The sequence below is a fragment of the Desulfocurvus thunnarius genome, assembly GCF_055390965.1.
The window spans coordinates 176569-201491 of the sequence record NZ_AP042411.1 but is presented as its reverse complement, the minus strand read 5'-3'; the positions used below and the strand labels follow the sequence as shown (position 1 = coordinate 201491).

Sequence of the window (24923 nt, the reverse complement as noted above, 5' to 3'; positions counted from 1 at the left end):
GGAAAGACCATGAAGAAACAGTATGCCTTCCTGGTTGACGCCGAGCGCTGCATCGGGTGCTTCTCCTGCGCCATGGCGTGCAAGAACCAGTATCATCAGGAGCCCGGCGTGGTCTGGCGGCAGGTCCACCCGCTGGATGAGCAGATCTACCCGCACCGCGAACGGGCCTTCCTCTCCCTGGCCTGCAACCACTGCGAGCATCCGACGTGCCTGGAGGTCTGCCCCGTGCAGGCCTACTACAAGCGCGAGGAGGACGGTGTGGTCGTCCACGAGCAGGACAAGTGCATCGGCTGCGGCAACTGCATCCGCTCCTGCCCCTTCGGTGCGCCCAAGTATAACCCGGTGGAAAAGCGGGCCGAGAAGTGCAGCTTCTGCTGGCAGCGCCTGGACGCCGGGCTCCGGCCCGCCTGCGTGCAGAGCTGCCCGGTGGAGGCCCTGCAACTGGTGGACCTCGCCGCATTCGACGAGACGGGCACCGTGCGCTTCCCCCCCGGTTTCCCGCGCTTCCCCAAGCTGAACCCCTCCGTGCGGTTCCGCACGCCCAGGCAGCCCCACGTGGTGAGGAGGAACGAGAGATGATCGCACCCATGGAACTCCCTCTGGTGGTGTTCACGGTCCTGGCCCAGGCCTCCGTGGGCATCGTGGTCATGAGTCTGGCCCTGGCTCAGGCGGGCGAGAGCCCGGGCGGCACGGCGCGCAGGCAGTGGCGCCTGGCGGCGGTGCTGCTGGGCGTGGGTCTGCTGGCCTCCCTGGCCCACTTGGGCCACCCCCTGGGCGCGCCCATGGCCATCAAGCACCTCTCCACGGCCTGGCTTTCGCGCGAGGTGCTGTCTTCCGGCGCGCTCCTGGGGCTCATCGCCGTCGGCGTGCTGACCATGCGCGAGGGCCTGAACCACGGCCTGGGCTGGCTGGCGGCCCTGGTGGGCCTGGGGGCGCTCTTCGCCATGGGCATGACCTATTCGCCCCCGGCCCTGCCCGCCGTGAACAACGTGCTGCCCTTCGTGTTCTTCACGCTCACGGCGGCCATCCTCGGCGCGGCTTTCGGCAGCATGCTGGTGTCCCGCGAGCAGGAGCGCCTGCTGGCGCGGGTGCTGGCCTCCGCGCTGCTGGTGGCCCTGGTCGTCTATCTGGTCGTACCCTGCGTGTGGCTCTCGGGCGGCACGGTGACGGAACTGACCGGCAAGGCCTGGATCGCCTCGCCCCTCTACTGGGCGCGCATCGTCTTCGGCCTGGGGCTGCCCCTGGCCGTGGTCTGGCGCAAGGGCGCGGTGCCCACGTGGCTGCCCGTGCTGCTGCTGCTGGGCGAACTGGCCGGGCGGCTGGTGTTCTTCGGCGAAACCATGCACGCCGCCGCGAACATGGGCGGACTGTACTGACCTGATCCGCCTCCGGGCGGGGCGGCACGCGCCGCCCCGCCCGGGGGCATCCGCCTTGAAGGAGCCTTTATGCCGTTCCCGCGCTTCGCCTCGCCGCGCTTTCGGGCCGCCGCCCTGGCGGCGCTGTGCCTGCTGCCTGCCGCCGTCCCGTCCCTCCCGGGCCCGGCCCGGGGCGCGGGATTGGCCCAGGTTTCGGACTACACGGCGACACTCGATTCCGGCCGCCTTTCCGGCACCGTGGGCCGGGAAGTGGAACTGACCATGACCCTGAGCCCGCCCGTGCCGCCCGCCGGGTATTTCGTGACCGTCCTGGTCACACCCCTGGAAGTGCCCGAGGGCGCGGCGCCGACCATCCTGCCGGGCTTTCCGGTCACGGTCGTCGTGCCCCGTGCGCCGGGCCGCCACAGGTTCGGCGTGCGCGTGAACATGATTACCAAATCGAGCTGCGGCGGAGTGGAGGCCCACAGCGTGCTCGACGCCATGGCGACCCTCGACGCCGCGCCCGCGCCCGCCGCACCCTGACCGAAGCCGCGCTTTCCGCCGGTCCGATTCGTCGGCCCTCCGGGCCGTGCCGCGCCCATGCGTCCGTTTTTTTTCGGCTTCCTTGCCCCGTGCGAACCAATTCATTTGACCGCGTGTTACCCCGGGTGTATTTTCCCGCAAGAACGCGCGTCTTATCGGCACGTGCCCCGGTTCGGGGCGTCTTGTCGGCCTGAAGCAAGGCAGCGTCGTCCCAGGAGAATCCCCATGGTCACCGTCCCCTTGGCCTCGCAGGCCGCGCCGCCGTCCGAGCGGCTTCTGCCCGTGGTCGGGGGCCGGACCTGGATCGTGGAGCGCCGGGGCGACCTGGAAGCCATGTGGCAACAGCTCGGCGAGGCGGACTTCGGGCCCGACGAGCGCATGCCGTACTGGGTGGAGCTGTGGCCGTCGAGCCTGGCCCTGGGCCGCTGGCTGGCCGGGCAGGCCGGAGCCCTGGCCGGGCGGACCTGCGTGGACATCGGCTGCGGCCTGGGGCTCTCGGCCATGATCGGCGCCGGGCTCGGGGCGCGGGTGCTGGCCTTCGACTACGAGTTCGCCCCGCTGCCTTTCGCGCGGCGCAGCGCGGCCCTGAACGGCGTGCCCCAGCCGCTGTGGATTCAGATGGACTGGCGCGCCCCGGCCCTGGCGCCGGGCTGCGCGGCCTTCGCCTGGGGCGGCGACGTGATGTACGAACTGCGTTTCGTGGAGCCGGTCACGGCCCTGCTGGACCATGTGCTGGCGCCCGGGGGCCGGGCCTGGATCGCCGAGCCGGGGCGTTCCATCCGCCAGCCGTTCCTGGACCACGCCGCCGCGCGGGGCTTTGCCTGCTCGCGGGCGCTCACCGAGCGCTTCGAGCACCAGGGCCACCCCGTGACGGTGCATATTCTCGAACTGCGCAAACCCGGCGGCGCCCACTCCTAGGCGCGCCGCTCCAACTTCCGGAGGATTCGTATGGGCAAGACCATCCGCTTCGGCGTGTCCCTGGACTCCGACCTGCTGGACAAGTTCGACCAGCTTTGCGAGGAGCAGAGCTACCAGACCCGCTCCGAGGCCATCCGCGACCTGATCCGCAACCATCTGGTGCGCCGCGAGTGGGAGGACACGGACAAGGAGATCGCCGGGTCGCTGACCATGGTCTACGACCACCACCAGTCCAATCTCTCCCAGCGGCTGACCGAATTGCAGCACGAGGCCCACGACATCATCCTGTCTTCCCTGCACGTGCACCTGGACCACGACAACTGTCTGGAAGTGCTGGTGCTCAAAGGCAAGGGCGACGAGGTGCGCATGCTCGGCCAAAAGCTCATTTCCACCAAGGGCGTGAAGCACGGCAAGCTTTGCCTGACCACCACCGGGGAGAATCTGGTCTAAATGCAGGACGTACAGAGCGGCCCGGCGGAGGTGGCCATGCCCATCGACCGCGTCGGGGTCAAGAATCTTCAGCTTCCCGTGCGCGTGCGCTCGCGCGACCAGCAGGGCGCCGTGCAGCACACCGTGGCCGAGGTGGACCTCTCGGTGGACCTGCCCGCCGAGTTCAAGGGCACGCACATGAGCCGCTTCATCGAGGCCCTGCAGGACTGGGGCGAGGACCTGGGCTACGCCAGCTTCAAGAACCTGCTCGAAAGCGTGCGCACCCGGCTGGCGGCGCGCCGCGCGCATATCCTGTTCCGCTTTCCGTACTTCATCCAGCGTCGGGCGCCGGAGTCGGGCAGCCCCGCGACCATGAACTACGCCTGCATGCTTCAGGGCGAGCTGGAGGGCGGACGGCTGGCCTTCATGCTCGGGGTGGACGTGCCGGTGATGACCGTGTGCCCGTGCTCCCTGGCCATCAGCAGCGGGGGGGCCCACAGCCAGCGGGCCCTGGTGCGCATCCGCGCGCGCTTTACCGGCTTTTTGTGGCTGGAAGACCTCATCGCCATTGCCGAAGAGTCGGGCTCCTCGCCGGTGTTCGCCCTGCTCAAGCGCGAGGACGAGCGCCACGTGACCGACCACGCCTTCGCCCACCCGGCCTTCGTGGAGGACGTGGTGCGCGCCGCGGCCCACCGCCTGGCCCACCACCCGCAGGTCACCTGGTACCGCGTGGAGGTGGAGAGCATGGAGTCCATCCACAACCACAGCGCCTACGCCAGCATTGAAAGCGGGGGCGATGTGTGAGAAAATTGCCCCATGGGCGGCATTCTCCGGGCCCGCGCCCGGCCCGCCCGGGAGGTTCGCATGTCCATCCGCGCGCTGGATGCGGCGGCCTCGGCCCTGGATGCCTTTTCCACGGTCCAGGCCGTGTCCGCCAACAATGTGGCCAACATGAACACCGAGGGCTTCGACCCCTCGCGGGTGATTCTTGAGGACCGCCCGGACCAGGGCGGCGTGGCCGTGCAGGACATCCGCCGCGAGGACGTGCAGGGGCCCATGGTGCCCTCGGCCGTGCCCGGAACCACCTACGCCGAGGGCTCGGGCACGGACCTGGCCCAGGAGATCGTCCTGAGCATGGCCAACGAGCGGGCTTTCGAGGCGGCGGCCACCGTGGTGCGCACCGCGGACGAGATGCTCGGCACCTTCCTGGACGAGGTGGTCTGAAAGCCATGATCGCCGGTACAGCCCCCGCGCCGGAAACGGACGGGGGCTTTTCTTTTTCCGAGCCCGGGCCCTTGAGGGCCGTTGCGGCCGCCGGGGGCCGTGGGCCGGGGCCGGCCGGGCGGGAGCGGGGCAGGGCGCCCGGTGACCCGGGGCACGCTGCCGAAAATATTTCTAGAACTTCTCTTGACATTGTGTCAGAGGATTGACAGCAAGGATATGCCTTCCGTGGCCGCCCTTGGCCCGGTTCCGGTTTTTTCGAGGGAGAGGAGATGGATCTGAACACCTGCGGCATCATCGGCCAGAGCCCCGCGCTGCTGGACGTTTTCAAGGTCCTGGCCAAGGTGGCGCCCACGGACAGCACCGTGCTTGTCACCGGCGAATCGGGCACGGGCAAGGAGCTTCTGGTGCGCGCCCTGCACACCAACAGCAAGCGCGCCGACAAGCCCTTCGTGCCCATCAACTGCGGAGCCATTCCGCGCGAGCTCCTGGAGTCCGAACTCTTCGGCCACGAGAAGGGCGCCTTCACCCACGCCATCCGTTCGCGCCAGGGGCGCTTCGAGTTGGCCGACGGCGGGACGATCTTCCTGGACGAAATCGGCGAGCTGGACCTGTCGCTGCAAGTGAAAATCCTGCGCGTGCTCCAGGAAAAGGAGTTCGAGCGCGTGGGCGGCACGGGCACCAGGAAGGTCGACGTGCGCGTCGTCGCGGCCACCAACCGCGACCTGGAAGCCGAGGTGGCGCGCGGGGGCTTCCGCGAGGATTTGTTCTACCGCCTGAACGTCATTCCCATCCATCTGCCGCCCCTGCGCGAGCGCGGCGAGGACACGATGCTCCTGGCCGAGGCCTTCCTGCGCGGGTTCTGCCGCGACAAGGAACGCAAGACCCTGCGCCTGGCGCCCGACGCGCGGGCCATGCTCCTGCGCTATTCCTGGCCCGGCAACGTCCGCGAGCTGGAAAACATCATGGAGCGGCTGTCCATCCTGTGCGACAACGACGTGGTCGCCGCCGACGACCTGCCCGCCAAGATATGGACCAGCCTGGGCCAGGAGAAGGCCCGGCCCGTGGCCCCGGCCCCGGTGGCGGCGGCGGGCTTCGCCTGGCCCACGGTGCGCGACCTGGAAGACAAGGGCATGGATCTCAAGGCATTCCTGGACGAAATGGAGGACCGCCTGTTGCGCGAGGCCCTGGACATGGCCGACGGCGTGAAGAACCGCGCCGCCGAGATTCTGGGCATCAAGCGCACCACGCTCATCGAGAAGCTGAAGAAGAAACAGATCGGCTGACCCCGTGCGGGCCCCGGGGGCGTTGGGCGTTCCGGGGCGTTTGGGGCCGCCCGGCCGCCCCGCGGCGTTTCCAGCCGCCGCGAAAACTGGTCATTGCACGGTTATTGCAGAGCTTTTTGCCGTGAACGCACGTTCCGCCAGCAGGGTTGCCTGCCTCTTCGTCCTGACGGGCCTCGCGGCGCTCGTCCTGGCCGCCCCGGCCCAGGGGGTGGTCTACTCCTTCGGGCGCCATCCGGACAAGGAGCGCCTGGTCCTGCAATTCCCGGACAGGCTCCCGCAATACACCCTGGCGCGCAGTGCGGCCCAGGCCCTGGCCCTGCGCCTGCCCGCCGGGGGCGACATGGCGGGCGAACTGCCCGACGTGGGCGGGGCGCGGCTGGTGTCCGGCCTGCGGGTGGTGCCCGGCGGGCTGGATGTCGAGCTGGGAACGGCCGAGGCCGGATTCGTGGCCTTCACACTGGACAACCCGCCCCGGCTGGTGGTCGACGTGTTCAGCGACCCGCTGGGCGCGCGCTGGAAGCCCGAGGGCCCGCCCCTGCGCCAGGAGCGCCCGGCGACGCCCACCGGCCCGGTGCCCACGGCGCGCGCGGCCACGCCCCGGGGCGCGGTGCCCCCCGCGCCGCCCGTTGCCCCCGCGGCCCGGCCCACGACCCCGGCGCCGGTCCAAAGCCGGGAGCTTCCCGACCCTCCCGCGCCGCAGGCCGCTCCGCCTGAAACGCCGCCGCCTGTCACGCCCGTGGTGGCCGCAGCGCCTGAAACGCCGCCCGCCCGGGCGGCCGCACCGCGTTCCGGAGCCGCGACCGCCTCGGCCCCCGGAGTGCCTCCCGTCACCCAGGCCGCTCCGGCACAAAATACCCCCCAGGTCGGGGCGCCCCAGGCAGAGCCCGAGGCACCCTATGCCTTCCGGGGCCGGGTCACGCCTCCGGGCCAGCCCGCGCCCGCTCAGGCCGAGCGCGTGCCCGCGCCACAGGCCGCCACCGCTCCGGGAGCCATGGCGGATTCTGCCACGCCGCCCGCCGCCGATGCCCCGCAGGCCGCCGCGCCCGCCCCGGGAGCCGGGGCCCAGGACGCCGTGCCCGTGCCCGGCAAGCCCGGCACCTTTTCCGTGGGCGGCCCGGTGGCCGTCGGCGCCGCGCCCGGGGCCGAAACGCCCGTGGAGTCCGCCGCGCCGCCCCGGCCCACGCCCACGCCGCCGCCCGCCGAAAGCCAGCCCCTGCAACGCGACGTGGTCGAGCGCATCACCGAGAATCTGCTCGGGCCCCAGAGCCCGGCCTCGCAGTTCCGGGGCCGGGTGTTCAGCCCGGGCGAGGGGCCGCCCATGCCCGGGCCCTCGGCCTCCGGCCCGCTGCCCCAGCCTGACGCCGAGCAGACCAGCCCTCCGGCGCCCTCCGCCGAGGACGTTGCTCCCGCCGTGCCTGTGGAGCAGCCCGCCGCTCCCGATGCCGCCTCCGCCGTGGCCTCCGCCGCTGGCGCCCAGAACGCCACGGCCGAGGAGCAGGCCCGCGCCCGCCAGGAGGCTCTGGACGAGATGATGAACGCCGCGCGCGCGGCCCAGGGCAACGAGGACTACGACACCGCCCTGAAGGAGCTGGCCACGGTGCTGGCCCAGCCCGACGTGCCGCCGGACATGGCCGAGGAGGCCATGTACCTGAAGGCCGACGTTCTTTCGGTGAAGTACAAGGACGATCTGGCCGGGAATTTCGACGAGATCAACGGCGCCTACGAGGCCGCCGTGAACAGCAACCTGGAGTCCTGGCGCGTTCCCGCGGCGCTGCTGCGCCGGGGCGTGCTGAACCTCAAGGTCGGCAACGTGCCCGAGGCGGCGGCCTTTTTCCGCCTGCTGCGCGAGCGCTACAAGGGCGACCCCAACGTGCCGCTGACCTATTACTATTGGGGCGACTACTACTTCAACAAGGGCGACTACCAGAAGGCAGCCGACGAGTTCCAGTATCTCGTACAGGTCTATCCGGACAGCAAGTTCGTGCGCGAGGCTTCCCTGGGGCTGGCGCGCTCCCTGCGCCACCTGGGCTACGACAAGCAGGCCTTCCAGATTGTGGACTACATCGAAAAGCGCTGGCCCAGGTTCTACATCGAATTTCCGCCTTTCCTGCGCCTTCTGGGCGACGCGGCCTACACCGTGGAGAACTACGACAAGGCCAAGGACGACTACTGGACCTATTACAACCTCGACCCCAAGGGCGACGAGGCGGACATCATCCTGGCGCGGCTGGGCGACATCTACGTGCGCACCAACCGCCCCGAGGCCGCCCGCGAGATGTACGACAAGGCCCTGGCCGACTTCCCCGACCGCGAGGGCGGGCTCATCGCCAAGATGCGTCTGGCCGAGGAGGGCATCTACGACGAACCCAGCGTGGAGCAGATGTTCACGGTTTTCGACCGGCCCCTGAACCTCGCCCCGGCCCAGGCCTACCAGGACATTGTGGACAATCATGCCGACAGCGCCCTGGCGCCGCTGGCCCAACTCAAGCTGGCCATGTGGCAGCTCTGGAACAACAAGAACCTCGACGCCCTGACGGCGGTGCTCGACTTCGAGAAGAAATTCCCCGAAAGCACTCTCATGCCCCGGGCCCGCGAGGTCGGCCTCAAGGCTTTCGGCGGATTGGCGACCCAGCTTGTGGTGGACGGCAACTATCCGAAGATCGTCTCCCTGTGGCAGGAATACGACTTCGTGCGCGAGCAGGTTGCCGGGCTGGACCCTCAGGCGCGCATCGCCCTGGGCCTCAGCCTGTGGAAGCGTGGCATGCCCGATCAGGCCCTGGACGTGGTCCGGCCTTTCCTCAACGAGGAGCAGGTGCCCGAGCAGTCCGAAATCGCCATGAACCTCGTGCTGTCCATCTATGCCGACAACGCCCGCTGGGAGGACGTGCTCGGCGTGGGCGAGGCCGTGCGCGACTGGGAGCTGCGCCCCGAGTCCCAGCGCGACCTGCGCTACGCCACGGCCCTGGCCCTGGAAAACCTCGGGCGTTTCGACGAGAGCCGCCCGCTGTGGGTGCGACTGGGCGACGACGCAGGGTTGACTCCGGCCCAGCGCGCCTACGCCACCTTCTTCCTGGCCCAGGACGCCCTGGCGGGCAAGCGCCTGCGCGAGGCCTACGAATACGCCCAGGACGCCTACGAAATGCTTGTGGCCCAGGGCGGCGAGGAGCCCAAGCTGCGCGAGACCCTGGGCATCCTGCTGGACGTGACCGAACGCTCGGCCCGCTACCGCGAGGCCCTGAAATGGGGCACCGAACTGGAGGGGCTGCTGCCCCAGGGCGACCCCTCGCGCGCGGCCCTGGTCTACCGCATGGCCGGGCTGCACCGCCGGGCCGGGGATCTGCCGCGCTGGCGCGAGCTGCTGAACGAACTGGCCACCCGCCAGCCCGACACCCTCTACGGCCGCATGGCCGCCTCGGACCTGCAACTGGAAAAGATCGAGCAGGCCGCGCGGGAATACGCGCCCTCCGGGAACTTCTAGCCCGGGCGCCCGCGCAGCCCCGCCGCACGGCAAGGAGGCCCCCATGGACAGACCCGCCGCTGTTGCCGGACGCTTCTACACCGCCGACCCGCGTGCCCTGGGCCTGGAGGTGGCCAGCTATCTGGCCCTGGCCGAAACCCCCGAAGAGGCGCCGACCCTGCTGGCCATGGTGCCCCACGCGGGCTATGTGTTCTCCGGGCCCGTGGCCGGGCGGACCCTGGGCGAGGCCCGGCTGGCGCCGCTGGTGGTGCTGCTGGGGCCGAACCATACCGGCCGGGGGCGACCCCTGGCCCTGTGGCCCTCGGGCCGTTGGGTCGTGCCCGGCGGCGGGCTGGACGTGGACACCGAGTTGGCCGAGGCCCTGCTGCATGCCGAACCGCGCCTTGCCGCCGACACCGCCGCCCATGCCCAGGAGCATTCCCTGGAGGTCGTGCTGCCCTTCCTGGCGGCCAGGAATCCGCAGACGACCATCGTGCCCCTTTGCGTGGCCGAGCCGCGTTACGCCGAGCTGGAGGCCGTGGCCGCCAGCCTGGCCGGGGTGCTCGGCGTGCTGGGCCGTCCGGCATCGCTGGTGGTCAGTTCGGACATGAGCCACTTCCTGCCCGACGCGCAGACCCGCCGGGTGGATGCCCGGGCCCTGGAACCCGTGCTGACCCTGGACCCGCGCGGTCTCTACGACACCGTGCGCGCCCAGGGCATCAGCATGTGCGGCGTGCTGCCCATGACCCTGGGCCTGCTGGCGGCCAAGGCCCTGGGCGCGACCTCGGCCCGGCTGGCGGCCTACGGCACCTCCGCCGCCGCCAGCGGCGACGCTTCGCGCGTCGTGGGCTATGCGGGCGTCATCGTGCGCTGACCCGCACCGGCCCTTGCCAGACCGGCGGCAGGCATTATACTTCAGCTTTCCCCGCAACCTGAACCCGAGGGATGACCATGTTCAAACGTCCCGTGCGTCAAACCGTCGCTTTCGGCCTGCTGGCCGTGATGTTGCTGTCCCTGGTGGCCTGCCAGGCCACCAAGCCCCTGCCCCAGCCCCGCCGCGTGGTGGATCCGGCCCAGGTCGAGGGCTCGGCCCAGTCCCAGCGTTGGGACCTGGGCGCCATTCATTACGAGCACTTCGGTCAGGGCATGGACTACCGCGAGGCCGGGCTCGACCCGGTGTTCCTGGTCTTCAAGAACAAGAGCCTGCAAACGCCCACCGTGCGCATCGAGGAAGTGCGCGGCGTGGGCGCCGACGGCGAATACCTGGCCTACACCCTGGACGAGGCCACGACTCTGGTCTTCGCCTCCGAGGCCTTTTCGACCACCATGGCCAACGCCTCGCGCACCGGCGCCCTGGGCGCCTTCCTGGGCGCGGGCCTGGGCGCCCTGGCCGGAACCATCGGCGGCGGCGACAACATCTGGAAGGGCGCGGCCATCGGTGCGGGCGTCGGCGCCCTGGCCGGCGGCGCGGCGGGCACCATGGCCAACTCCGAGGCCGACCTCAAGCGGACCATCCGCAGCGAACTGACCCAGTACGGCTGGAACGAGGAGCCCATCCCGGCGGATTACACCCGCGTGGGCTACGTCTATCTGCCCGCCGGGCGCGGCATCGAAAGCCTGAAGGTCATCGTGCGCGTGGACGGGCAGGTGCTGCCGTACACCATGCGCATCGCCGACGCCCAACCCCCGGCCGCCCAGTAGCCCCGACCGCACGCGGGGCCGCCGGAACGGCACACGGACGCCGCCTTCCTTTGGGGAGGCGGCGTTTTTTTTGCGATTGCCAGAGGCGCGGCGGACACCGGGAAAAGCGCGGCGGGCCGAAGGGCAGGCGGCAGCAGGGCCGGAGGACAGGACGCTGCCCACGGCAACGCGGCGGACGGCTCGGGCGCGGCGGGCGCGGCAGCGGGACGGACCCGGGGGCCGCGCGGCACGGGCAGGGTAAACGCGGGGGCAGGGTGGGGCGGGAGGAAAGGGGCATGAAAAAAGGGCGGAGGCCGCAGCCTCCGCCCTGTGGCATTTGCATTGTCGGGGTGTGTGCCAGCTCCGGGAATCCCGGCCGTCGTCATTGCCCCGTCGTCGTTCGGCCTACCGGCGGCCGCCTCGGTCGCGGTCGCGGCCGCCGCGGTCACGCCCGCCGCGGTCACCGCGGTCGCCCCGGTCGCGGTCACGGCCGCCCCGGTCGCCGCGGTCGCGGTCGCCGCCCGGGCGGCGGCCCGAGGTCTTGGCGAAGTCGGCCAGATCGACCTCCACGCCGCGCTCTTCCATCTGCACGGCCTTGCGCGACAGGCGCACGCGGCCCGTGGGCTCCACTTCGAGCACCTTCACGCGCACGTTGTCGCCGAGCTTGACCACGTCGGTGACGTTTTCCACGCGCTCTTCGGCGAGCTGGGAGATGTGCACCAACCCGTCCACGCCGGGCAGGATCTCCACCACCGCGCCGCAGTCGATGACCTTGGTCACGCGGCCGTCGTAGTTGCGGCCCACGTCGGGGGTCTGGTCGTGGTAGAGCACCATCTCCTTGGCCATGGCCATGGACTCGGAGTTGGGCGCGAAGATCATGATGCTGCCGTCGTCCTCGATGTCGATGGAGGCGCTGGTGGCGGCGGTGATGGCCTTGATGTTCTTGCCGCCGGGGCCGATGACGGAGCGGATCTTCTCGGGGTTGACGTGCACGATCTCAAGCTGCGGCGCCAGGGGCGACAGCTCGGGCCGGGGCGCGGCGATGATTTCGCCCATGCCTTCCAGGATGTGCAGGCGGCCCTGCTTGGCCTGGGCCAGGGCGTTGCGCAGCACCTCCGAGGGGATGCCGGCGATCTTGATGTCCATCTGGATGGCGGTCACGCCGTCCTTGGAGCCCGCGACCTTGAAGTCCATGTCGCCCAGGGCGTCCTCGTCGCCGAGGATGTCCGTCAGCACCAGGTATTCCCCGCCCTCCTGGATGAGGCCCATGGCCACGCCCGCGATGGGGTCGGACACGGGCACGCCCGCGTCCATCAGCGCCAGGGAGGCGCCGCACACGGTGGCCATGGACGAGGAGCCGTTGGATTCCAGGATTTCGGAGACCACGCGCAGGGTGAAGGGGAACTTCTCCTGGTCGGGCAGGATGGGCGTGATGGCGCGCAGGGCCAGGGTGCCGTGGCCGATGTCGCGCCGCGACGGCCCGCGCATCATCTTGACCTCGCCCACGCAGTAGGGCGGGAAGTTGTAGTGCAGCATGAAGCGCTTCACGTCGTCGCCGACCAGGGAGTCGGTGCGCTGCTCGTCGCGCGTGGAGCCCAGGGTGGCGGTGACCAGGGCCTGGGTTTCGCCGCGGCTGAACAGCGCCGAGCCGTGGGTGCGCGGCAGCACGCCGACCTCGATGCCCAGGGGCCGGACCTCGTCCAGTCCGCGCCCGTCGATGCGGGTGCGCTCGGTCTTGATGCGCTCGCGCACGACGCGTTTGGTGATGTCCTTGAGGATGTCGCCCAGGGGCTTGAGGCGCGCGGGGGCCTCGTCGCCGAAGCGCTCGGCCAGGGCCTGCTTCACGCTGTCCTTCACGGCGTCCTTGGCGGCGTAGCGCTCCTTCTTGGTGCGGATGGCCAGGGCGTCCTTGAGGGCCGGGGTGGCCAGTTCCTCGACGGCGGCGCGCACTTCGGCGTCCACCTGGGGCGGCGTGATTTCCAGCTTGGGGGCGCCGCACTTGGCGCGCAGTTCCTCCTGGGCGTCCAGCAGGGGCTGCATCTGCTGGTGGGCCCATTCGATGGCGTCGGCGATGAGCGCCTCGGGGGCGAACCTGGCCAGGCCCTCGACCATGACCACGGCGTCCCTGGTGCCCGCGACCACGATGTTCAGTTCGCTGGCCTCGACCTCGGCATAGGTCGGGTTGAAGACGAACTGCTTGTTCACGTAACCCACGCGGCCACCGGCGATGGGGCCGAGGAAGGGAATCTTGGAAATGTGCAGCGCGGCCGAGGTGCCGCAGATGGCCAGCACGTCGGGGTCGATGGCGTCGTCGGCGCTGTGGACCTGGGCGATGATCTGCACCTCGTCGCGGAAGCCCTCGGGGAACAACGGGCGATGCGGGCGGTCGATGAGCCGGCAGACCAGGATTTCGCGCTCGCTGGGGCGGCCGATCTCGCGGCGGAAGAAGCTGCCCGGGATGCGTCCGGCGGCGTAGGCCAGCTCCTTGTATTCCACCGTCAGGGGGAAGAAGCCCTTGTCTTCGGGCAGGGGCTGGGTCACGGCGGTGACCAGCACCACCGTGCCGCCGCACTGGACCCACACGGCCCCGTGGGCCTGCTTGGCCAGCTTGCCGGTCTCGAAGGTGATTTCGTGGCCGGCCACATTGGCTGTGGTGCGGGTGGGGTTGAATTCGAGTTTCATACGTCCTCTTGGGGTAAAACGGTTGTGCGGCAGTGGCCGCAGAATCCCCTTTGAAGGACCATGGCTGTAAAGTTGGGAGGGTGGGGCGTCCGGCCCGGGACGCCGCATCGTCGCAACCTCACAGCGGTCGCCTTCAAAGGGGTGGGGGCTCCCCTGGCGGGAAGCCCCCGGCAGACTACTTGCGGATGCCCAGGCGCGCGATGAGGTCGCGGTAGCGCTGAACGTCCTTTTTCTTCAGGTAGTTCAGGAGCTTCCGGCGCTGGCCGACCAGCTTGAGCAGGCCGGTGCGCGAGTGGAAGTCCTTGGCGTGCACCTTGAAGTGCTCGGTCAGATACTGGATGCGGTGCGTGAGCAGCGCAACCTGGACCTCGGGGGACCCGGTGTCCTTGTCTGCGAGCTGGTACTCTTCGATAACCTTTGCCTTGTCGTCGGCGGTCATGACCACAGCGTTATCCTCCGTTTTGTGTGCCGTCAGCGGCGGTGGGGCTACCAAAGGCCCCGCAGGATGGACCAGTACACGCTGCCATCGCGGTTCTTGACCTCGGCCAGGGCCAGGGGCGTGCCGTCGGGGGCGGCAAGCAGGGCGCGCTCGCCCGGTTTGCCCGTGATTCCCGCAAGGGGAACCTGGGCCACCGGGAGCCACGTCCCGTTGCGCACCGCCTCGGCCTGTTCCCCGGTCAGGGCGGCCAGCGGCCAGTGGGGCAGGGCCTCCCGCAGGGGGATGACCCGCCCGGGGAAGCCCTCGGGGTCGCCGAGCACTTCGTCCAGGCCGTGGGCCTGATCGAGGCCGAACGGATGGCATCGCTCCCGGGTCAGGGCGGTAAGCATGGCGCCGCACCCAAGTCGCATCCCCAAGCTGTGGACCAGGGACCGTACATAGGTACCGGCGCTCACCGTCACCCGGAAGCGCACCAGCGGCAGAGCCGTTTCCAGCACCTGCACGCGGTAAATTTCAACGGCCTTGACCTTTACGGGCACTTCCTTGCCCGCGCGCGCCAAGGCGTACAGCGGCTTGCCTTCATGCTTGGCAGCCGAAACCGGGGGCACTTCCTGCTCGGTCAGCGTTCCCCAGTCCAGAACGGCCTGTTGTACATCGTCCGGGGACAGATGGTCAAACGGCTTTTCTTCGACAACCTGGCCCTGGGCGTCGTAGGTGTCGGTGCGCACGCCCAGGCGCAGTTCGCCCACGTAGGTCTTGGGTCCATCGGTCAAAAAGGGCGCGAGCTTGGTGCCGTGGCCGAGCAGCACCAGCAGCACGCCGGTGGCCATGGGGTCCAGGGTTCCGGCGTGGCCGATCTTGCCCTGGTCCAGGGCCCGGCGGATGGTCGCCAGACAGCCCGCCGAGGTCGGGCCGCCGGGCTTGTCGAGCACCAGCACCCCGTCCTGCTGCGCCGCGCCGCGCTTTCTGCTGCGGCCCACGGTTAGGCCAGCTCCAGCAGGCGTCCGGCGGCTTCGAGCACCAGGGCCTGAGCCTCGGCCAGGGGCGCGGCCACGACGCATCCGGCGGCATTGCGGTGCCCGCCGCCGCCCAGCTCGGCGGCCACGGCCTGGACGTTGACCGTACCCCACGAGCGCAGGCTGACCTTGGTCAGCTCCGGGCCGTCCTCGCGCAGGCACACGGCGGCCAGGACGCCCCTGATGCGCCGGATGTAGTTGACCACACCCTCGGTGTCGGCGCTCTGGGTGCCCGTGGCCTCGAACATGGCGGCGGTGATGCGGATGACGCCCACGGCGCCGCCGAAATGCAGCTCGGCGGTGTCCAGCACCCGGGCCCAGAGCTGGACGCGGCCCAGGGTCCACTGGTTCTGGAGCTTGGCGTTGAAGTCTTCGGGGTCCAGCCCCTGGCGCAGGATTTCGGCGGCCAGTTCCAGGGTCTCGGGGCGGGTGTTGCCGTAGCTGAAATAGCCCGTGTCGGTGATCATGGCCAGATAGACGGCTTCGCCCAGGGGCCCGGACAGGGGCACGTCCAGGTCGGCGGCCAGCCGGGCGATCATTTCGCCCACCGAGGCGAAGCCCGTGTCCACCCAGTTGATCTGGGCGTAGCCCGGGTTGCCCAGGTGATGATCGATGTTGATTGTGCCCTGGGTGCCGAAACGCCCGGCCAGGGCGTCGCCCAGGCGCGTGCGGTCGCCGCAGTCCATGGCGATGATCCAGTCGAAGGGGCCGTCGGGCAGTTCGTCCGAAAGGGGCGCGGGGGGCACCAGCCAGGCGAACTGCTCGGGCAGACCGCTGGCGTTGTACAGCGCGACCTGTTTGCCCAGGCGCACCAGCAGGTGGCCCAGGGCGAAGGTCGAGCCGATGGCGTCGCCGTCGGGTCCGGTGTGGGCGGCCAGCAGGAAGGTTTCGCCACCCGTGAGCGCGGCGCTAACCTGCTTGAGGGCCTTTTCCATACACCATTTCCTCGAGATAGTCGTCATGCACGAAGACCAGCCGGGGGATGAACTTGGTCTTCAGGCGTTTGCCCAGGCCGCCGCGCAGGAAGTGCGCGGCTTTGTCCAGCCCGGCGCGCACGGCGTCCAGGTCCGCCCCGGCGGGGGCGGAGTAGAGCACCTCGGCGATGGACAGGTCCTTGTTCATGCGCGCTCCGCTCACGGTGATCATGGCCAGCCGGGGGTCGGCCACCTCCAGAGCGAGCATTTCGGAAACCTCGCGCATGATCTGGTCGGCCATTCTGTGGGCGCGGCGTGAGCCGGAAGGATGCATGAAAACTCCTGAAAGTTCAGTTCCGGTCCCCGGCGTCGCCGCCGGGGCCGCAGGGCCCGTCGCCGTCGTCCGCCCCGTACGCGCCATCGGCGCCGCCCGCGTCGTCTGCGGAGAACAGCTCGATGGCCGAGTCGGCCAGTTCCTCGGCGGTGGCGGCCTGGGCGTGCATGAGGGCCTTGTCCAGGCGGCTTTGCACCGTGCGCGAGTCGGGCGCGACGCTGACCACAGCCAGGACCAGGGTGCCGGGGTCGTCCTGGCGGGCGACCTCGCTCACGGCCACGTTGAATGTGTTGCGCAGCTTCTGCTTCAGGCTGGCCGCCACCTGCCGCTTGCCCTTGAGGCTGCGGTTGCCGTGCAGGCGGAAGGTCAGGGTGAGCACGCCGATGATCATGGCCCCGCCGGGCGGCCCCGGGCGGTGGCGCCCGGGGCCGTCAGGTCCAGGTTAATCCAAAGTCGCGGCGGTTTCCACTTCTTCGAAGGCCTCGATCACGTCGCCGACCTTCACGTCGTTGAACTTGTCCAGGGCCGCGCCGCACTCGTAGCCGCGCCGCACTTCCTTGGCGTCGTCCTTGAAGCGCTTGAGGGAGGACAGGGCGCCCGTGTAGACCACCACGCCGTCGCGCAGCAGGCGGATCTTGGCGTTGCGCCGCAGTTCGCCGTCCACCACGTAGCAGCCCGCGATGGTGCCGACCTTGGGGATGCTGAAGGTCTCGCGGACCTCGGCCTGGCCCAGGTACTTCTCGGAAATCACCGGGGCCAGCATGCCGGTCATGGCGTCCTTCACGTCGCTGACCAGCTTGTAGATGATGTCGTAGAAGCGCACGTCCACGTTCTCGTGGTCGGCGACCTCCTTGATCTTGGCCGTGGGCCGGACGTTGAAGCCGATGACGATGGCCTCGGAGGCCGCCGCCAGCAGGATGTCCGATTCGGTGATGGCCCCCGCGCCGCCGTGGATGACGTTGACCTTCACGGCGTCGGTGGACAGCTTCTTCAGGGCGTCCACGATGGCTTCCAGGGAGCCCTGCACGTCGGCCTTGAGCACGAGGTTCAGGTTCATGGCCTCGGCGCCGGGCTTGGAGGCCATGAAGCTCTCCAGGGTCACGCGGGACTCGCGGGCCAGGGTGCGCTCGCGCTCCTTGAGCTGGCGGTTGCCCGCGATGCGCCGGGCCACCTTTTCGTCCTCCACGCACACGAACAGGTCGCCCGCCTGGGGGATGCCGTCGAAGCCCTGGACCTCCACCGGGGTGGCCGGTCCGGCCTCCTTGAGCTTGCGGCCCTGGTCGTTGAACATGGCGCGGACCTTGCCGTTCTGCGTGCCGCAGATGAAGGTGTCGCCCTGGCGCAGGGTACCCGCGGTGATGAGCACCGTGGCCACCGGGCCGCGGCCCTTGTCCAGCCGGGCTTCCACGATATGGCCCTGGGCGGGCTTGTCGGGGTTGGCCTTGAGCTCCAGCACCTCGGCTTGCAGCAGGACCATTTCCAGCAGGGTGTCCAGGTTCGTCCCGGCCTTGGCCGACACGTTGACGAAGATGGTCTCGCCGCCCCACTCTTCGGACGAGAGGCCCTGTTCGGCCAGTTCGCGCATGACGCGGTCGGGGTTGGCCTCGGGCTTGTCCATCTTGTTCACGGCCACGATGATCGGCACCCCGGCGGCCTTGGAGTGGCTGATGGCCTCGCGGGTCTGCTCCATGACGCCGTCGTCGGCGGCGACCACCAGGATGACGATGTCCGTCACCTGGGCGCCGCGGGCGCGCATGGCCGTGAAGGCCGCGTGGCCCGGGGTGTCCAGGAACACGATCTTGCCGCGCGGGGTCGTCACGTCGTAGGCGCCGATGTGCTGGGTGATGCCGCCGGCCTCGCCCGAGGCGATCTTCGACTTGCGGATGGCGTCCAGCAGGGAGGTCTTGCCGTGGTCGACGTGGCCCATGATGGTCACCACCGGGGCGCGGGGGACCAGGGTTTCGGGGCTGTCCTCGTCCTTGGGCGCGAGGTATTCCTCCTCGGAGAAGCCGACCTTTTCCACCTCGTAGCCGAACTCGGCGGCCACCAGGGCGGCGGTGTCGTAGTCCAGGGACTGGTTGATGGTCGCCATCAGCCCGAACTGGGCGAAAAGCACCTTGATGAGCGCCTGGGCCTTGACGCCCATGCTCTTGGCCAGATCGGCCAGGCGGATGGCGTCCTCGATGCGCACCTTGCGCTTGGCGGCCTTGATGGGCTGGGTGCCCTGGGGTTCGGGAATCTCGAAGCCGCGCCGGTCGCGGCGGGTCTTCTTGCCCTTCTTGCCCCGGTCGAAGCCCTTGGGCACGTCTTCCTTGTAGGAGAAGTCCACCACGCGGCGGTCCTTCTTGCGGCGCTTTTTGCTGGACGCATCGCCGGAGTCGCCCGCGGGGGCCTCGCCGCCGGGGGTGTTCGCGGGGGCGTTGAAACCGCCGGGGCGGCCGGGGCCGCTATAGCCGCCGGCGGGACGGCCCGGCTCGGCGCCGGGCGCACCCTGGCCGCGCAGACGCAGCACGGGGCGCTGGCGTTCCTGGGGCTGCTCCTCGGCAACGGCCGCCGCGGGGGGGGCCATGTTCGGATCGGGCCGCGAAATGACGCGCACCTTGGGGGTGATGATGATCTTCTTCTTTTTCTTCTTGCGCGGCTCGCCCTCGGCGTCGGCGCCTTCGGCCTCGGGGGCCTCGGGGCCTTCGGCGGCGCTCTCGGGTCCGGCTTCGGCCTCGGTGACGGGCGTTTCGGCTTCGGGGGCCGGGGCGTCCTGACCGGGGGCCTGGGGCTCTGTGGCCCCCGCCTCGGGTGCCTCGGCCGTCACGGGCGCTTCGGGAGCCGCAGGCGCTTCGGGAGCCTGGGGCTGGGCGTCGGCGGGCTGGGCGTCGACGGGCGTCTGGGCCACGGGCTCTTCGGCCTCGGGGGCCGGGGCGGGCTCGGAGCCGCGCAACTCGGCGGGGGAAATGATGCGGGCCTTGGGCGTTTCGCGCACGACGCGGGCCTTGCGGGCCGGGCGGGGCTGCGCGGGGGTGCTTTCGGCCGCCTGGGCCGCCTCGTCGGGCGCCTCGGGAGCGTCGGGGGCGTCGGCCTGGGCCTCGTCGCCGGGCTCCATGTCCTGGGCCTCGTCGTCCTCCGGCTCGTCGGCGGAATCCTCGGCCACGGGCTGCGACCCGGGGCGCACGGCCTTGCGGCGGCGGCGAACCACCATGCCCGGCTGCACCTCCTTGAGCACGACCTCGGTGGCCTTGGCACCCTTTTTCACGTGGGCGCGAATCTGGTCGGCCTCGTCGTCCTCGATGGTGCTCATATGGCTTCTGACCGGAATATCGAGATCGCGGCACGCCTGCATGACGTCCTTGTTGCCGATCCCGAGTTCCGCCGCGATGTCCTTAACCCGAAGCTTGTTGTCTACCACGTCGTTCCCCTTGGCATTTCTTCCGCCAGCCCTTGTATTTCCCAAAATTCCGTATGCACTGCGGCGCTTGGCAGCAGTAGAACCCGCGTCCCGGCATGGTCTGGGCCGGGTCGGGCACCGGCTCCCGGCCGTCTTCGCCGGGGCAGACATGGCGCGTCATGGCGCCCTTGGGCAATCTGGCGCCGCAGATCACGCAGCGGCGCAGCGGCCCTTGGCCCGGATCGTCCTTTGCCATGACTTCGCCGGTGCGCCCGCCTTCCGGCGGGGCTAGGCCTCGTCTCCGGGGGCCTGCGGGGTCTGTTCCGCGTCGGTTTCGCCGTCCCCGCCGTCTTCCCCGTCCGCATCGTCCGCATCGTCCGCATCCTCTGCGGGGGCATCGACCCGGAAGGAACGCAGCAGGTTGATGGCCGAGCGGATGTCGCCGATGCGGTCCTCGGTGATGGAGTCGATTTCCAGGAGTTCCTCGTCGGTGGCGGTGTCCAGCTTCTCCATGGTGTCGTAGCCCGAGGCCAGGAGCCGGTCCACGGAGATTTCGGCCACGCTGGCGATCTGCTCCAGGGTCTGCAACTCCGCGTGCAGTTCGCCGTAGCGGCTTTCGGTGAAGATGTCGATCTTCCAGCCCAGCAGCTTGGAGGCCAGCTTGACGTTCTGGCCCTTGCGGCCGATGGCCAGGGTCAACTGGCTGTCGGGCACCACCACTTCGAGCATCTGCTCGTCCTCGTCCACGGTGATGCGCGTGATCACGGCCGGGGAGAGGGCATTGACGGCGTAGGTGGCCACGTCCGGGCTCCAGACCACGATGTCGATGCGCTCGCCGCGCAGTTCCTGGACCACGTTCTGGATGCGCGAGCCGCGGATGCCCACGCAGGCGCCCACGGGGTCCACGTCGCGGTCGTGCGAGGTCACGGCGACCTTGGCCCGGCTGCCCGGATCGCGTGCGACGCCCAGGATGCTCACCGTGGCGTCGGCCACTTCGGGCACTTCGCGCTTGAACAGGGCGATCATGTAGTCGGGGTGCGAGCGGGACACGATGACCTGCGGGCCCCGGCCCTCGCGGCGCACGTCGATGAGATAGGCCTGAACCCGGTCGCCGCGCTTGTAGCGCTCGCGGGGGATCTGCTCTTCCTTGGGCAGCAGGGCCTCGGTGCGCCCGAGGTTGATGATCCAGCCCGTCTTGTCGCGGCGCTGGATGATGCCCGAGACGATTTCGCCCACGCGGTCCTTGTATTCCTCGTAAATGATTTCCTGCTCGGCGTCGCGCATGCGCTGGATGATGACCTGCTTGGCCGACTGGGCGGCGATGCGCCCCAGGTCCTCGATGCTCAGGCGGAAGCCCAGCTCGTCGTCGATCTGCGCCCCGGGGTCGGACTTGCGGGCATCGTCCAGGGAAATCTCGATGGCCGGGTTTTCCACGGTCTCCACCACGGCCTTGAACTGGTAGACCTCGATCTCGCCCTGCTCGTCGTTGTAGCTGACCTCGACATCCATGTCCTCGCCGTACTTGCGCAGCACGGACGAACGCACGGCCTCCTCAAGGGTGTCCACCAGCATTTCGCGGTCGATGCCCTTGTCCTTGCTGATCTGGTCGATGGCCTTTTTCAGTTCCATGCCCATGGTATGCCTCCAGTCGCATCCGAGCCCGGGCGGGCCGTCGCTTGGGACGTTAAGCCTTTTGCCCCTTGGCGGGGAATTCGTAGCGCAGGGCGGCCTTTTTCACATCGCTCCAGGCGACGCGCACGGGCTGCCCGTTCTCTTCGATCATGAATCCGTCGGGTTCCACGGCGGTCAGCCGCCCCTGGTACTTGCGGCGGCCGTCCACGGGCCCGCGCAGGCTGACCTGCACCTCGGCGCCCTCGTGGCCGAGCATCTGCCGCGGCGAGAAGAAGGGCCGGTCCAGCCCCGGGGAGGACACTTCAAGGTAATAGCTGCCGGGGATGAGGTCTTCCACGTCCAGGGCCACGGAAAGGTCGCGCGAGAGTTCGGCGCACTGGTCCACCGTGACGCCCGTCTCGCCGCCGGGGCTGTCGAGGTAGACGCGCACCACCCCGCGCCCGTGCCCGCCCGTCAGCTCCACGCCCCACAGGGTCAGGCCCATGGCCTGGGCCATGGGGGCGGCGAGTTCTTCGAGGGCTTTGCGGAGGCGGTCTTCGTTCATGCCTGAAGTCCTTAATAAAAAAGTGGACCCCAGGGTCCACTCGAATCATCTTCCAGGAGATGCGAGAGGGTAAAAGGTTTGTTTGGAGCGGGCGACGAGATTTGAACTCGCGACCTTCAGCTTGGGAAGCTGACACTCTACCACTGAGTTACACCCGCTTGTACGCCCAGCCGGGGCCCCCCGGCGTTGCGAACGACCTTCTCTAACAAACCGTGCCTGCTTGTCAACATCTTTTCTTTTCCGGGCGCGCGCCGGTCGCGCCCGCGGCGGGCGGGCCCCGGCCCGGGGTCGGTTCGCTGACGCCCCGGGCGGCCGCGCCTGTCGCACCGGCCCCAGGCAACGTGCATGCAACATGCTCTAATAAAAGATGAAAAAGCGCCACGTCTCCTTTGGCGCGCTCTTTGCTTTCCTTGCGGCAGAGCAAACCCCCACGGAGGGTGGAGACGATGCAGGAAAGCATGTACAGCGCCATGTTCGGGGCTTTGACCCAGGAACACCGCCTGAACATCATCGCCAACAATTTGGCGAACGTGAATACCACGGGCTACAAGCGCGACCAGATGGCCTTCAAGGACGTGTTCGTCCGTTTCGCGCACGACGAAATCCGCGAGGCGACGTTCAACCTGAAGTCCGAGCAGTTGTTCCCGGACCCGGACCACTACGCCAAGCCGCGCATCGCCGTGGCGCAGATCGACTTCGAGCAGGGCAGCCTGAAACAGACCGGCGGCCCGTTGGACGTGGCCCTTTCGGGCGAGGGGTTCTTCAAGGTCCGCACGCCCGAGGGCGAGGATTTCTACACCCGGGGCGGCGCCTTCCACGTCAACGCCGTGGGCCAGCTCGTCAACGGCAACGGCCACCAGGTGCTCGGCGAGGGCGGCCCCATCGAGCTGCCCGGGGAAGGCGGCCAGGTGACCGTCAGCGGCTCGGGTCAGATTTTCGTCGACGGCGACGAGGTGGACGCGCTGACCGTGGTCGGCGTGGACAACCCCCAGGTGCTGGAAAAGGTCGGGCACACCTATTTCAGAATCCGCACCCCCGGCGCGGCGGCGGAAATCCCCGTGCCCGAGACGGTGGTGGAGCAGGGCTATCTGGAGATGCCCAACGTCGAGGTGGTCACGGAGATGGTCAATATGATCGAGGCCCACCGCGCCTTCGAGGCCTACCAGAAGATCATTACCAACACCCGGGAAACCGACAGCAAGGCCACCGACCAAGTCGGCCGCGACAAGTAAGGAGGAACCCCAGCCATGATGCGCTCCCTTTGGACAGCCGCCACCGGCATGGTCGCCCAGCAGCTCAATATCGACGTGATTTCCAACAACCTGGCCAACGTGAACACCATCGGCTTCAAGAAGAGCCGGGCCGAGTTCGAGGACCTCATGTACCAGAGCCTGAAAATCGCCGGGTCGCCCACCGAGGCCGGAAACCTGATCCCCACCGGAATGCAGGTGGGCATGGGCGTCAAGCCGACCACGGTCCACAAGTTCTTCACCCAGGGCGACTTCCAGAACACCGGCAACCCGCTGGACATGGTCATCGAGGGCGACGGGTTCTTCCAGGTCGATGTCAACGGCGAGATGGCCTACACCCGCGCGGGCGCCTTCAAGCTGGACAACGAGGGCCGCGTGGTCACCGCCAACGGCTACGTGCTCCAGCCGGAGTTCACCGTGCCGGTGGAGACGGCCAGCGTGGTGGTTACCGAGGCCGGGCACATCGCCGCTCTGGACGAGAACGGCGACGAACTGGCCGCGACGGACATCCCCATCTACACCTTCATCAACCCCGCCGGGCTGAAGGCCATGGGCAAGAACCTGTACTCGGAGACCGAGGCCTCCGGCGCGGCCACCGAGGGCGTGCCCGGCGAGGACAACTTCGGCACCATCGCCCAGGGGTTCCTGGAAATGTCCAACGTGGAGATCGTGGATGAGATGGTGGCCATGATCGTCGGCCAGCGGGCCTACGAAATCAACTCCAAGGCCGTGCAGACTTCCGACGCCATGCTTCAGACGGCCAACCAGCTCAAGCGCTAGGCGCGGGGAGGAGAGCGACGATGACCTGCATGCAACGCCGCATGGCCATGGACAGGCTCGGGCATTTCGCCCCCGCGCTGGCCGCCCTGGGCACGGCGGCCATGCTGCTGACCCTGCTGCTGCTGACCGTGGCCCACGCCGGAACCATGCAGGCCTCCTGGCGCCTGGCCGTGGCTCCCGCCGCCGTGACGCAGACGGACACGGTGCTTTTGGGCGACATCGCCCGGCCCGTGGGCGACCTGCCCGAGGAACACTGGCGGACCCTGGCGGCCACGCCCCTGTGGGCGGCCCCGGCAAGGGACGGCGAACAGCAGAACATCACGCGCGGCAAGGTGGAAAGCCTGCTGCGCTACCATCTGCGCGACCTGGCCCAACTGTGCGTCGTGTCCGGGCCGCTGGTGGTGCAGCGCGGCGGGCGCCTGCTCGACGAGGCCGCCCTGCGCGCCCTGGTCAGCGAATCGCTCACGGCCCGCGTGTCGGGCATGCGCGGGGAGGTTTCCCTGCGCGATTTCCGCCTGCCGTCGCAGGTCTTTCTGGCCGACTCCCAAAACACCCTGGCCGTGGACGTGGCCGGGGGCTTCGGCCCGGGGCGGATTTCGCTGCTGCTGCGCGAGGTCAACCCGGCCCAGATCACCGTGCGCAAATACGGCGCCACCGTGTTCCTGGACCAGTGGGTGAACGTGGCCTGCGCGGCGCGGCCCATCAACCCGCGCGACGAGCTGAGCCCCGACAAGGTGACCTTCATGCGCAAGAACGCGGCCTACCTGCGCGGCGAGCCCTGGGACGGGCGGCGCTTCGGCCTGCGCGCCGTGCGGCCCATGGGCACCGGCGAGGTCATCTACAAGGCCAACCTGGACGACGTGCCCCTGGTCAGCCGGGGCGATACCCTGACCTTGGTCTATCAGGGGCGCAACGTGCGCCTGCGGACCCAGGTGGAGGCCCTGGCCGACGGCGGCCTGGGCGACATGATCCCCGTGCGCAACACGGACAGCAAACGCGAGGTCGTCGCCGAAATCCGCGACGCCGAAACGGTGGTGGTGCGCTAGGCGCGCCGAATTTCCCAA

24 protein-coding genes and 1 tRNA gene are annotated in these 24923 nt (G+C 69.4%); 14 read left to right on the top strand and 11 right to left on the bottom strand.

From position 1 onward, the window contains the following. Positions 1-9: 9 nt before the first annotated feature. The 11 genes from ACZ5KV_RS00885 to ACZ5KV_RS00835 all read left to right on the top strand — a co-directional run bounded on the left by ACZ5KV_RS00885 (position 10) and on the right by ACZ5KV_RS00835 (position 10910). Complete coding sequence (locus tag ACZ5KV_RS00885) at positions 10-579, top strand: 4Fe-4S dicluster domain-containing protein (protein ID WP_464240455.1); 570 nt, start codon at positions 10-12, stop codon at positions 577-579. Then, positions 576-1376: a dimethyl sulfoxide reductase anchor subunit family protein gene (locus ACZ5KV_RS00880; RefSeq protein ID WP_464240454.1), complete on the top strand. Its 801-nt coding sequence runs from the start codon at positions 576-578 to the stop codon at positions 1374-1376. Before ACZ5KV_RS00885 ends, ACZ5KV_RS00880 begins: the two co-directional genes overlap by 4 nt. A 69-nt stretch (positions 1377-1445) precedes the next feature. Further along, positions 1446-1898, top strand: a complete 453-nt coding sequence (locus ACZ5KV_RS00875) for a hypothetical protein (RefSeq protein WP_464240453.1) — start codon at positions 1446-1448, stop codon at positions 1896-1898. A 225-nt stretch (positions 1899-2123) separates the two neighbouring features. After that, positions 2124-2816 carry a class I SAM-dependent methyltransferase gene (locus ACZ5KV_RS00870; protein ID WP_464240452.1) on the top strand — a complete coding sequence of 231 codons (693 nt, stop codon included), beginning with the start codon at positions 2124-2126 and terminating at the stop codon, positions 2814-2816. A 30-nt stretch (positions 2817-2846) separates the two neighbouring features. Continuing rightward, the gene (nikR, locus tag ACZ5KV_RS00865) at positions 2847-3266 is read left to right on the top strand and encodes a nickel-responsive transcriptional regulator NikR (protein ID WP_028586855.1); all 420 of its coding nucleotides are present in this window, start codon (positions 2847-2849) and stop codon (positions 3264-3266) included. Further along, positions 3267-4049, top strand: a complete 783-nt coding sequence (folE2, locus tag ACZ5KV_RS00860; protein WP_464240451.1) for a GTP cyclohydrolase FolE2 — start codon at positions 3267-3269, stop codon at positions 4047-4049. Between the two features lie 60 nt (positions 4050-4109). Continuing rightward, on the top strand, positions 4110-4469 hold the full coding sequence (locus ACZ5KV_RS00855; RefSeq protein ID WP_464240450.1) for a flagellar basal body rod C-terminal domain-containing protein: 360 nt from the start codon (positions 4110-4112) through the stop codon (positions 4467-4469). A gap of 269 nt (positions 4470-4738) precedes the next feature. Then, entirely contained in the window at positions 4739-5752 is a 1014-nt protein-coding gene (locus ACZ5KV_RS00850; RefSeq protein ID WP_464240449.1) for a sigma-54 interaction domain-containing protein, read from the top strand. Positions 5753-5873: 121 nt separating this feature from the next. Next, entirely contained in the window at positions 5874-9230 is a 3357-nt protein-coding gene (locus tag ACZ5KV_RS00845; RefSeq protein ID WP_464240448.1) for a tetratricopeptide repeat protein, read from the top strand. Between the two features lie 43 nt (positions 9231-9273). Further along, positions 9274-10083 carry an AmmeMemoRadiSam system protein B gene (gene amrB, locus ACZ5KV_RS00840; protein ID WP_464240447.1) on the top strand — a complete coding sequence of 270 codons (810 nt, stop codon included), beginning with the start codon at positions 9274-9276 and terminating at the stop codon, positions 10081-10083. Positions 10084-10160: 77 nt separating this feature from the next. Further along, a complete protein-coding gene (locus ACZ5KV_RS00835; RefSeq protein ID WP_464240446.1) occupies positions 10161-10910 on the top strand; it encodes a hypothetical protein in 750 nt (249 codons plus the stop codon). 384 nt (positions 10911-11294) lie between these two features. Here the strand turns inward: ACZ5KV_RS00835 and pnp are convergent, their stop codons facing one another. The 11 genes from pnp to ACZ5KV_RS00780 form a co-directional block, all read right to left on the bottom strand. Continuing rightward, complete coding sequence (gene pnp / locus ACZ5KV_RS00830) at positions 11295-13571, bottom strand: polyribonucleotide nucleotidyltransferase (protein ID WP_464240445.1); 2277 nt, start codon at positions 13569-13571, stop codon at positions 11295-11297. Positions 13572-13746: 175 nt separating this feature from the next. Continuing rightward, entirely contained in the window at positions 13747-14016 is a 270-nt protein-coding gene (gene rpsO / locus ACZ5KV_RS00825; protein WP_464240444.1) for a 30S ribosomal protein S15, read from the bottom strand. 41 nt (positions 14017-14057) lie between these two features. Beyond that, positions 14058-14990, bottom strand: a complete 933-nt coding sequence (truB, locus tag ACZ5KV_RS00820; RefSeq protein ID WP_464240443.1) for a tRNA pseudouridine(55) synthase TruB — start codon at positions 14988-14990, stop codon at positions 14058-14060. A gap of 2 nt (positions 14991-14992) precedes the next feature. Beyond that, positions 14993-15961, bottom strand: a complete 969-nt coding sequence (locus tag ACZ5KV_RS00815) for a DHH family phosphoesterase (RefSeq protein WP_464240442.1) — start codon at positions 15959-15961, stop codon at positions 14993-14995. Further along, positions 15936-16274: a 30S ribosome-binding factor RbfA gene (rbfA, locus tag ACZ5KV_RS00810; protein WP_464240441.1), complete on the bottom strand. Its 339-nt coding sequence runs from the start codon at positions 16272-16274 to the stop codon at positions 15936-15938. Before rbfA ends, ACZ5KV_RS00815 begins: the two co-directional genes overlap by 26 nt. Positions 16275-16290: 16 nt before the next feature. Beyond that, positions 16291-16665 carry a DUF503 domain-containing protein gene (locus ACZ5KV_RS00805; protein ID WP_464240440.1) on the bottom strand — a complete coding sequence of 125 codons (375 nt, stop codon included), beginning with the start codon at positions 16663-16665 and terminating at the stop codon, positions 16291-16293. Between the two features lie 51 nt (positions 16666-16716). Beyond that, positions 16717-19608: a translation initiation factor IF-2 gene (gene infB / locus ACZ5KV_RS00800; RefSeq protein ID WP_464241788.1), complete on the bottom strand. Its 2892-nt coding sequence runs from the start codon at positions 19606-19608 to the stop codon at positions 16717-16719. A 40-nt stretch (positions 19609-19648) separates the two neighbouring features. Further along, positions 19649-19834 carry a hypothetical protein gene (locus ACZ5KV_RS00795; RefSeq protein ID WP_464241787.1) on the bottom strand — a complete coding sequence of 62 codons (186 nt, stop codon included), beginning with the start codon at positions 19832-19834 and terminating at the stop codon, positions 19649-19651. 107 nt (positions 19835-19941) lie between these two features. Then, complete coding sequence (nusA, locus tag ACZ5KV_RS00790; RefSeq protein ID WP_464240439.1) at positions 19942-21288, bottom strand: transcription termination factor NusA; 1347 nt, start codon at positions 21286-21288, stop codon at positions 19942-19944. Between the two features lie 49 nt (positions 21289-21337). Continuing rightward, positions 21338-21829, bottom strand: coding sequence for a ribosome maturation factor RimP (locus ACZ5KV_RS00785; protein WP_464240438.1), 492 nt, complete (start codon positions 21827-21829; stop codon positions 21338-21340). Between the two features lie 83 nt (positions 21830-21912). Next, positions 21913-21987 (bottom strand) — tRNA-Gly (locus ACZ5KV_RS00780). Between the two features lie 288 nt (positions 21988-22275). On the opposite strand from ACZ5KV_RS00780, the gene flgF reads away from it, so the two are divergent. The 3 genes from flgF to flgA are packed head-to-tail and all read left to right on the top strand — an operon-like array spanning position 22276 to position 24905. After that, positions 22276-23061, top strand: a complete 786-nt coding sequence (gene flgF, locus ACZ5KV_RS00775) for a flagellar basal-body rod protein FlgF (protein WP_464240437.1) — start codon at positions 22276-22278, stop codon at positions 23059-23061. A gap of 15 nt (positions 23062-23076) precedes the next feature. Further along, positions 23077-23859 carry a flagellar basal-body rod protein FlgG gene (flgG, locus tag ACZ5KV_RS00770; RefSeq protein WP_464240436.1) on the top strand — a complete coding sequence of 261 codons (783 nt, stop codon included), beginning with the start codon at positions 23077-23079 and terminating at the stop codon, positions 23857-23859. 20 nt (positions 23860-23879) lie between these two features. Beyond that, positions 23880-24905, top strand: a complete 1026-nt coding sequence (gene flgA, locus ACZ5KV_RS00765) for a flagellar basal body P-ring formation chaperone FlgA (RefSeq protein WP_464240435.1) — start codon at positions 23880-23882, stop codon at positions 24903-24905. The last annotated feature ends 18 nt before the right edge of the window (positions 24906-24923 follow it).

Coding starts and splice junctions, on each gene's coding strand:
- nusA (WP_464240439.1), bottom strand. CDS start 21,288: ATGGGCATGGAACTGAAAAAGGCCATCGACCAGATCAGCAAGGACAAG.
- ACZ5KV_RS00855 (WP_464240450.1), top strand. CDS start 4,110: ATGTCCATCCGCGCGCTGGATGCGGCGGCCTCGGCCCTGGATGCCTTT.
- ACZ5KV_RS00850 (WP_464240449.1), top strand. CDS start 4,739: ATGGATCTGAACACCTGCGGCATCATCGGCCAGAGCCCCGCGCTGCTG.
- amrB (WP_464240447.1), top strand. CDS start 9,274: ATGGACAGACCCGCCGCTGTTGCCGGACGCTTCTACACCGCCGACCCG.
- ACZ5KV_RS00835 (WP_464240446.1), top strand. CDS start 10,161: ATGTTCAAACGTCCCGTGCGTCAAACCGTCGCTTTCGGCCTGCTGGCC.
- ACZ5KV_RS00875 (WP_464240453.1), top strand. CDS start 1,446: ATGCCGTTCCCGCGCTTCGCCTCGCCGCGCTTTCGGGCCGCCGCCCTG.
- ACZ5KV_RS00880 (WP_464240454.1), top strand. CDS start 576: ATGATCGCACCCATGGAACTCCCTCTGGTGGTGTTCACGGTCCTGGCC.
- flgA (WP_464240435.1), top strand. CDS start 23,880: ATGACCTGCATGCAACGCCGCATGGCCATGGACAGGCTCGGGCATTTC.
- ACZ5KV_RS00805 (WP_464240440.1), bottom strand. CDS start 16,665: ATGATCATCGGCGTGCTCACCCTGACCTTCCGCCTGCACGGCAACCGC.
- ACZ5KV_RS00885 (WP_464240455.1), top strand. CDS start 10: ATGAAGAAACAGTATGCCTTCCTGGTTGACGCCGAGCGCTGCATCGGG.
- ACZ5KV_RS00795 (WP_464241787.1), bottom strand. CDS start 19,834: ATGACGCGCCATGTCTGCCCCGGCGAAGACGGCCGGGAGCCGGTGCCC.
- flgF (WP_464240437.1), top strand. CDS start 22,276: ATGCAGGAAAGCATGTACAGCGCCATGTTCGGGGCTTTGACCCAGGAA.
- rbfA (WP_464240441.1), bottom strand. CDS start 16,274: ATGCATCCTTCCGGCTCACGCCGCGCCCACAGAATGGCCGACCAGATC.
- nikR (WP_028586855.1), top strand. CDS start 2,847: ATGGGCAAGACCATCCGCTTCGGCGTGTCCCTGGACTCCGACCTGCTG.
- flgG (WP_464240436.1), top strand. CDS start 23,077: ATGATGCGCTCCCTTTGGACAGCCGCCACCGGCATGGTCGCCCAGCAG.
- ACZ5KV_RS00870 (WP_464240452.1), top strand. CDS start 2,124: ATGGTCACCGTCCCCTTGGCCTCGCAGGCCGCGCCGCCGTCCGAGCGG.
- pnp (WP_464240445.1), bottom strand. CDS start 13,571: ATGAAACTCGAATTCAACCCCACCCGCACCACAGCCAATGTGGCCGGC.
- infB (WP_464241788.1), bottom strand. CDS start 19,608: ATGCAGGCGTGCCGCGATCTCGATATTCCGGTCAGAAGCCATATGAGC.
- ACZ5KV_RS00815 (WP_464240442.1), bottom strand. CDS start 15,961: ATGGAAAAGGCCCTCAAGCAGGTTAGCGCCGCGCTCACGGGTGGCGAA.
- ACZ5KV_RS00785 (WP_464240438.1), bottom strand. CDS start 21,829: ATGAACGAAGACCGCCTCCGCAAAGCCCTCGAAGAACTCGCCGCCCCC.
- folE2 (WP_464240451.1), top strand. CDS start 3,267: ATGCAGGACGTACAGAGCGGCCCGGCGGAGGTGGCCATGCCCATCGAC.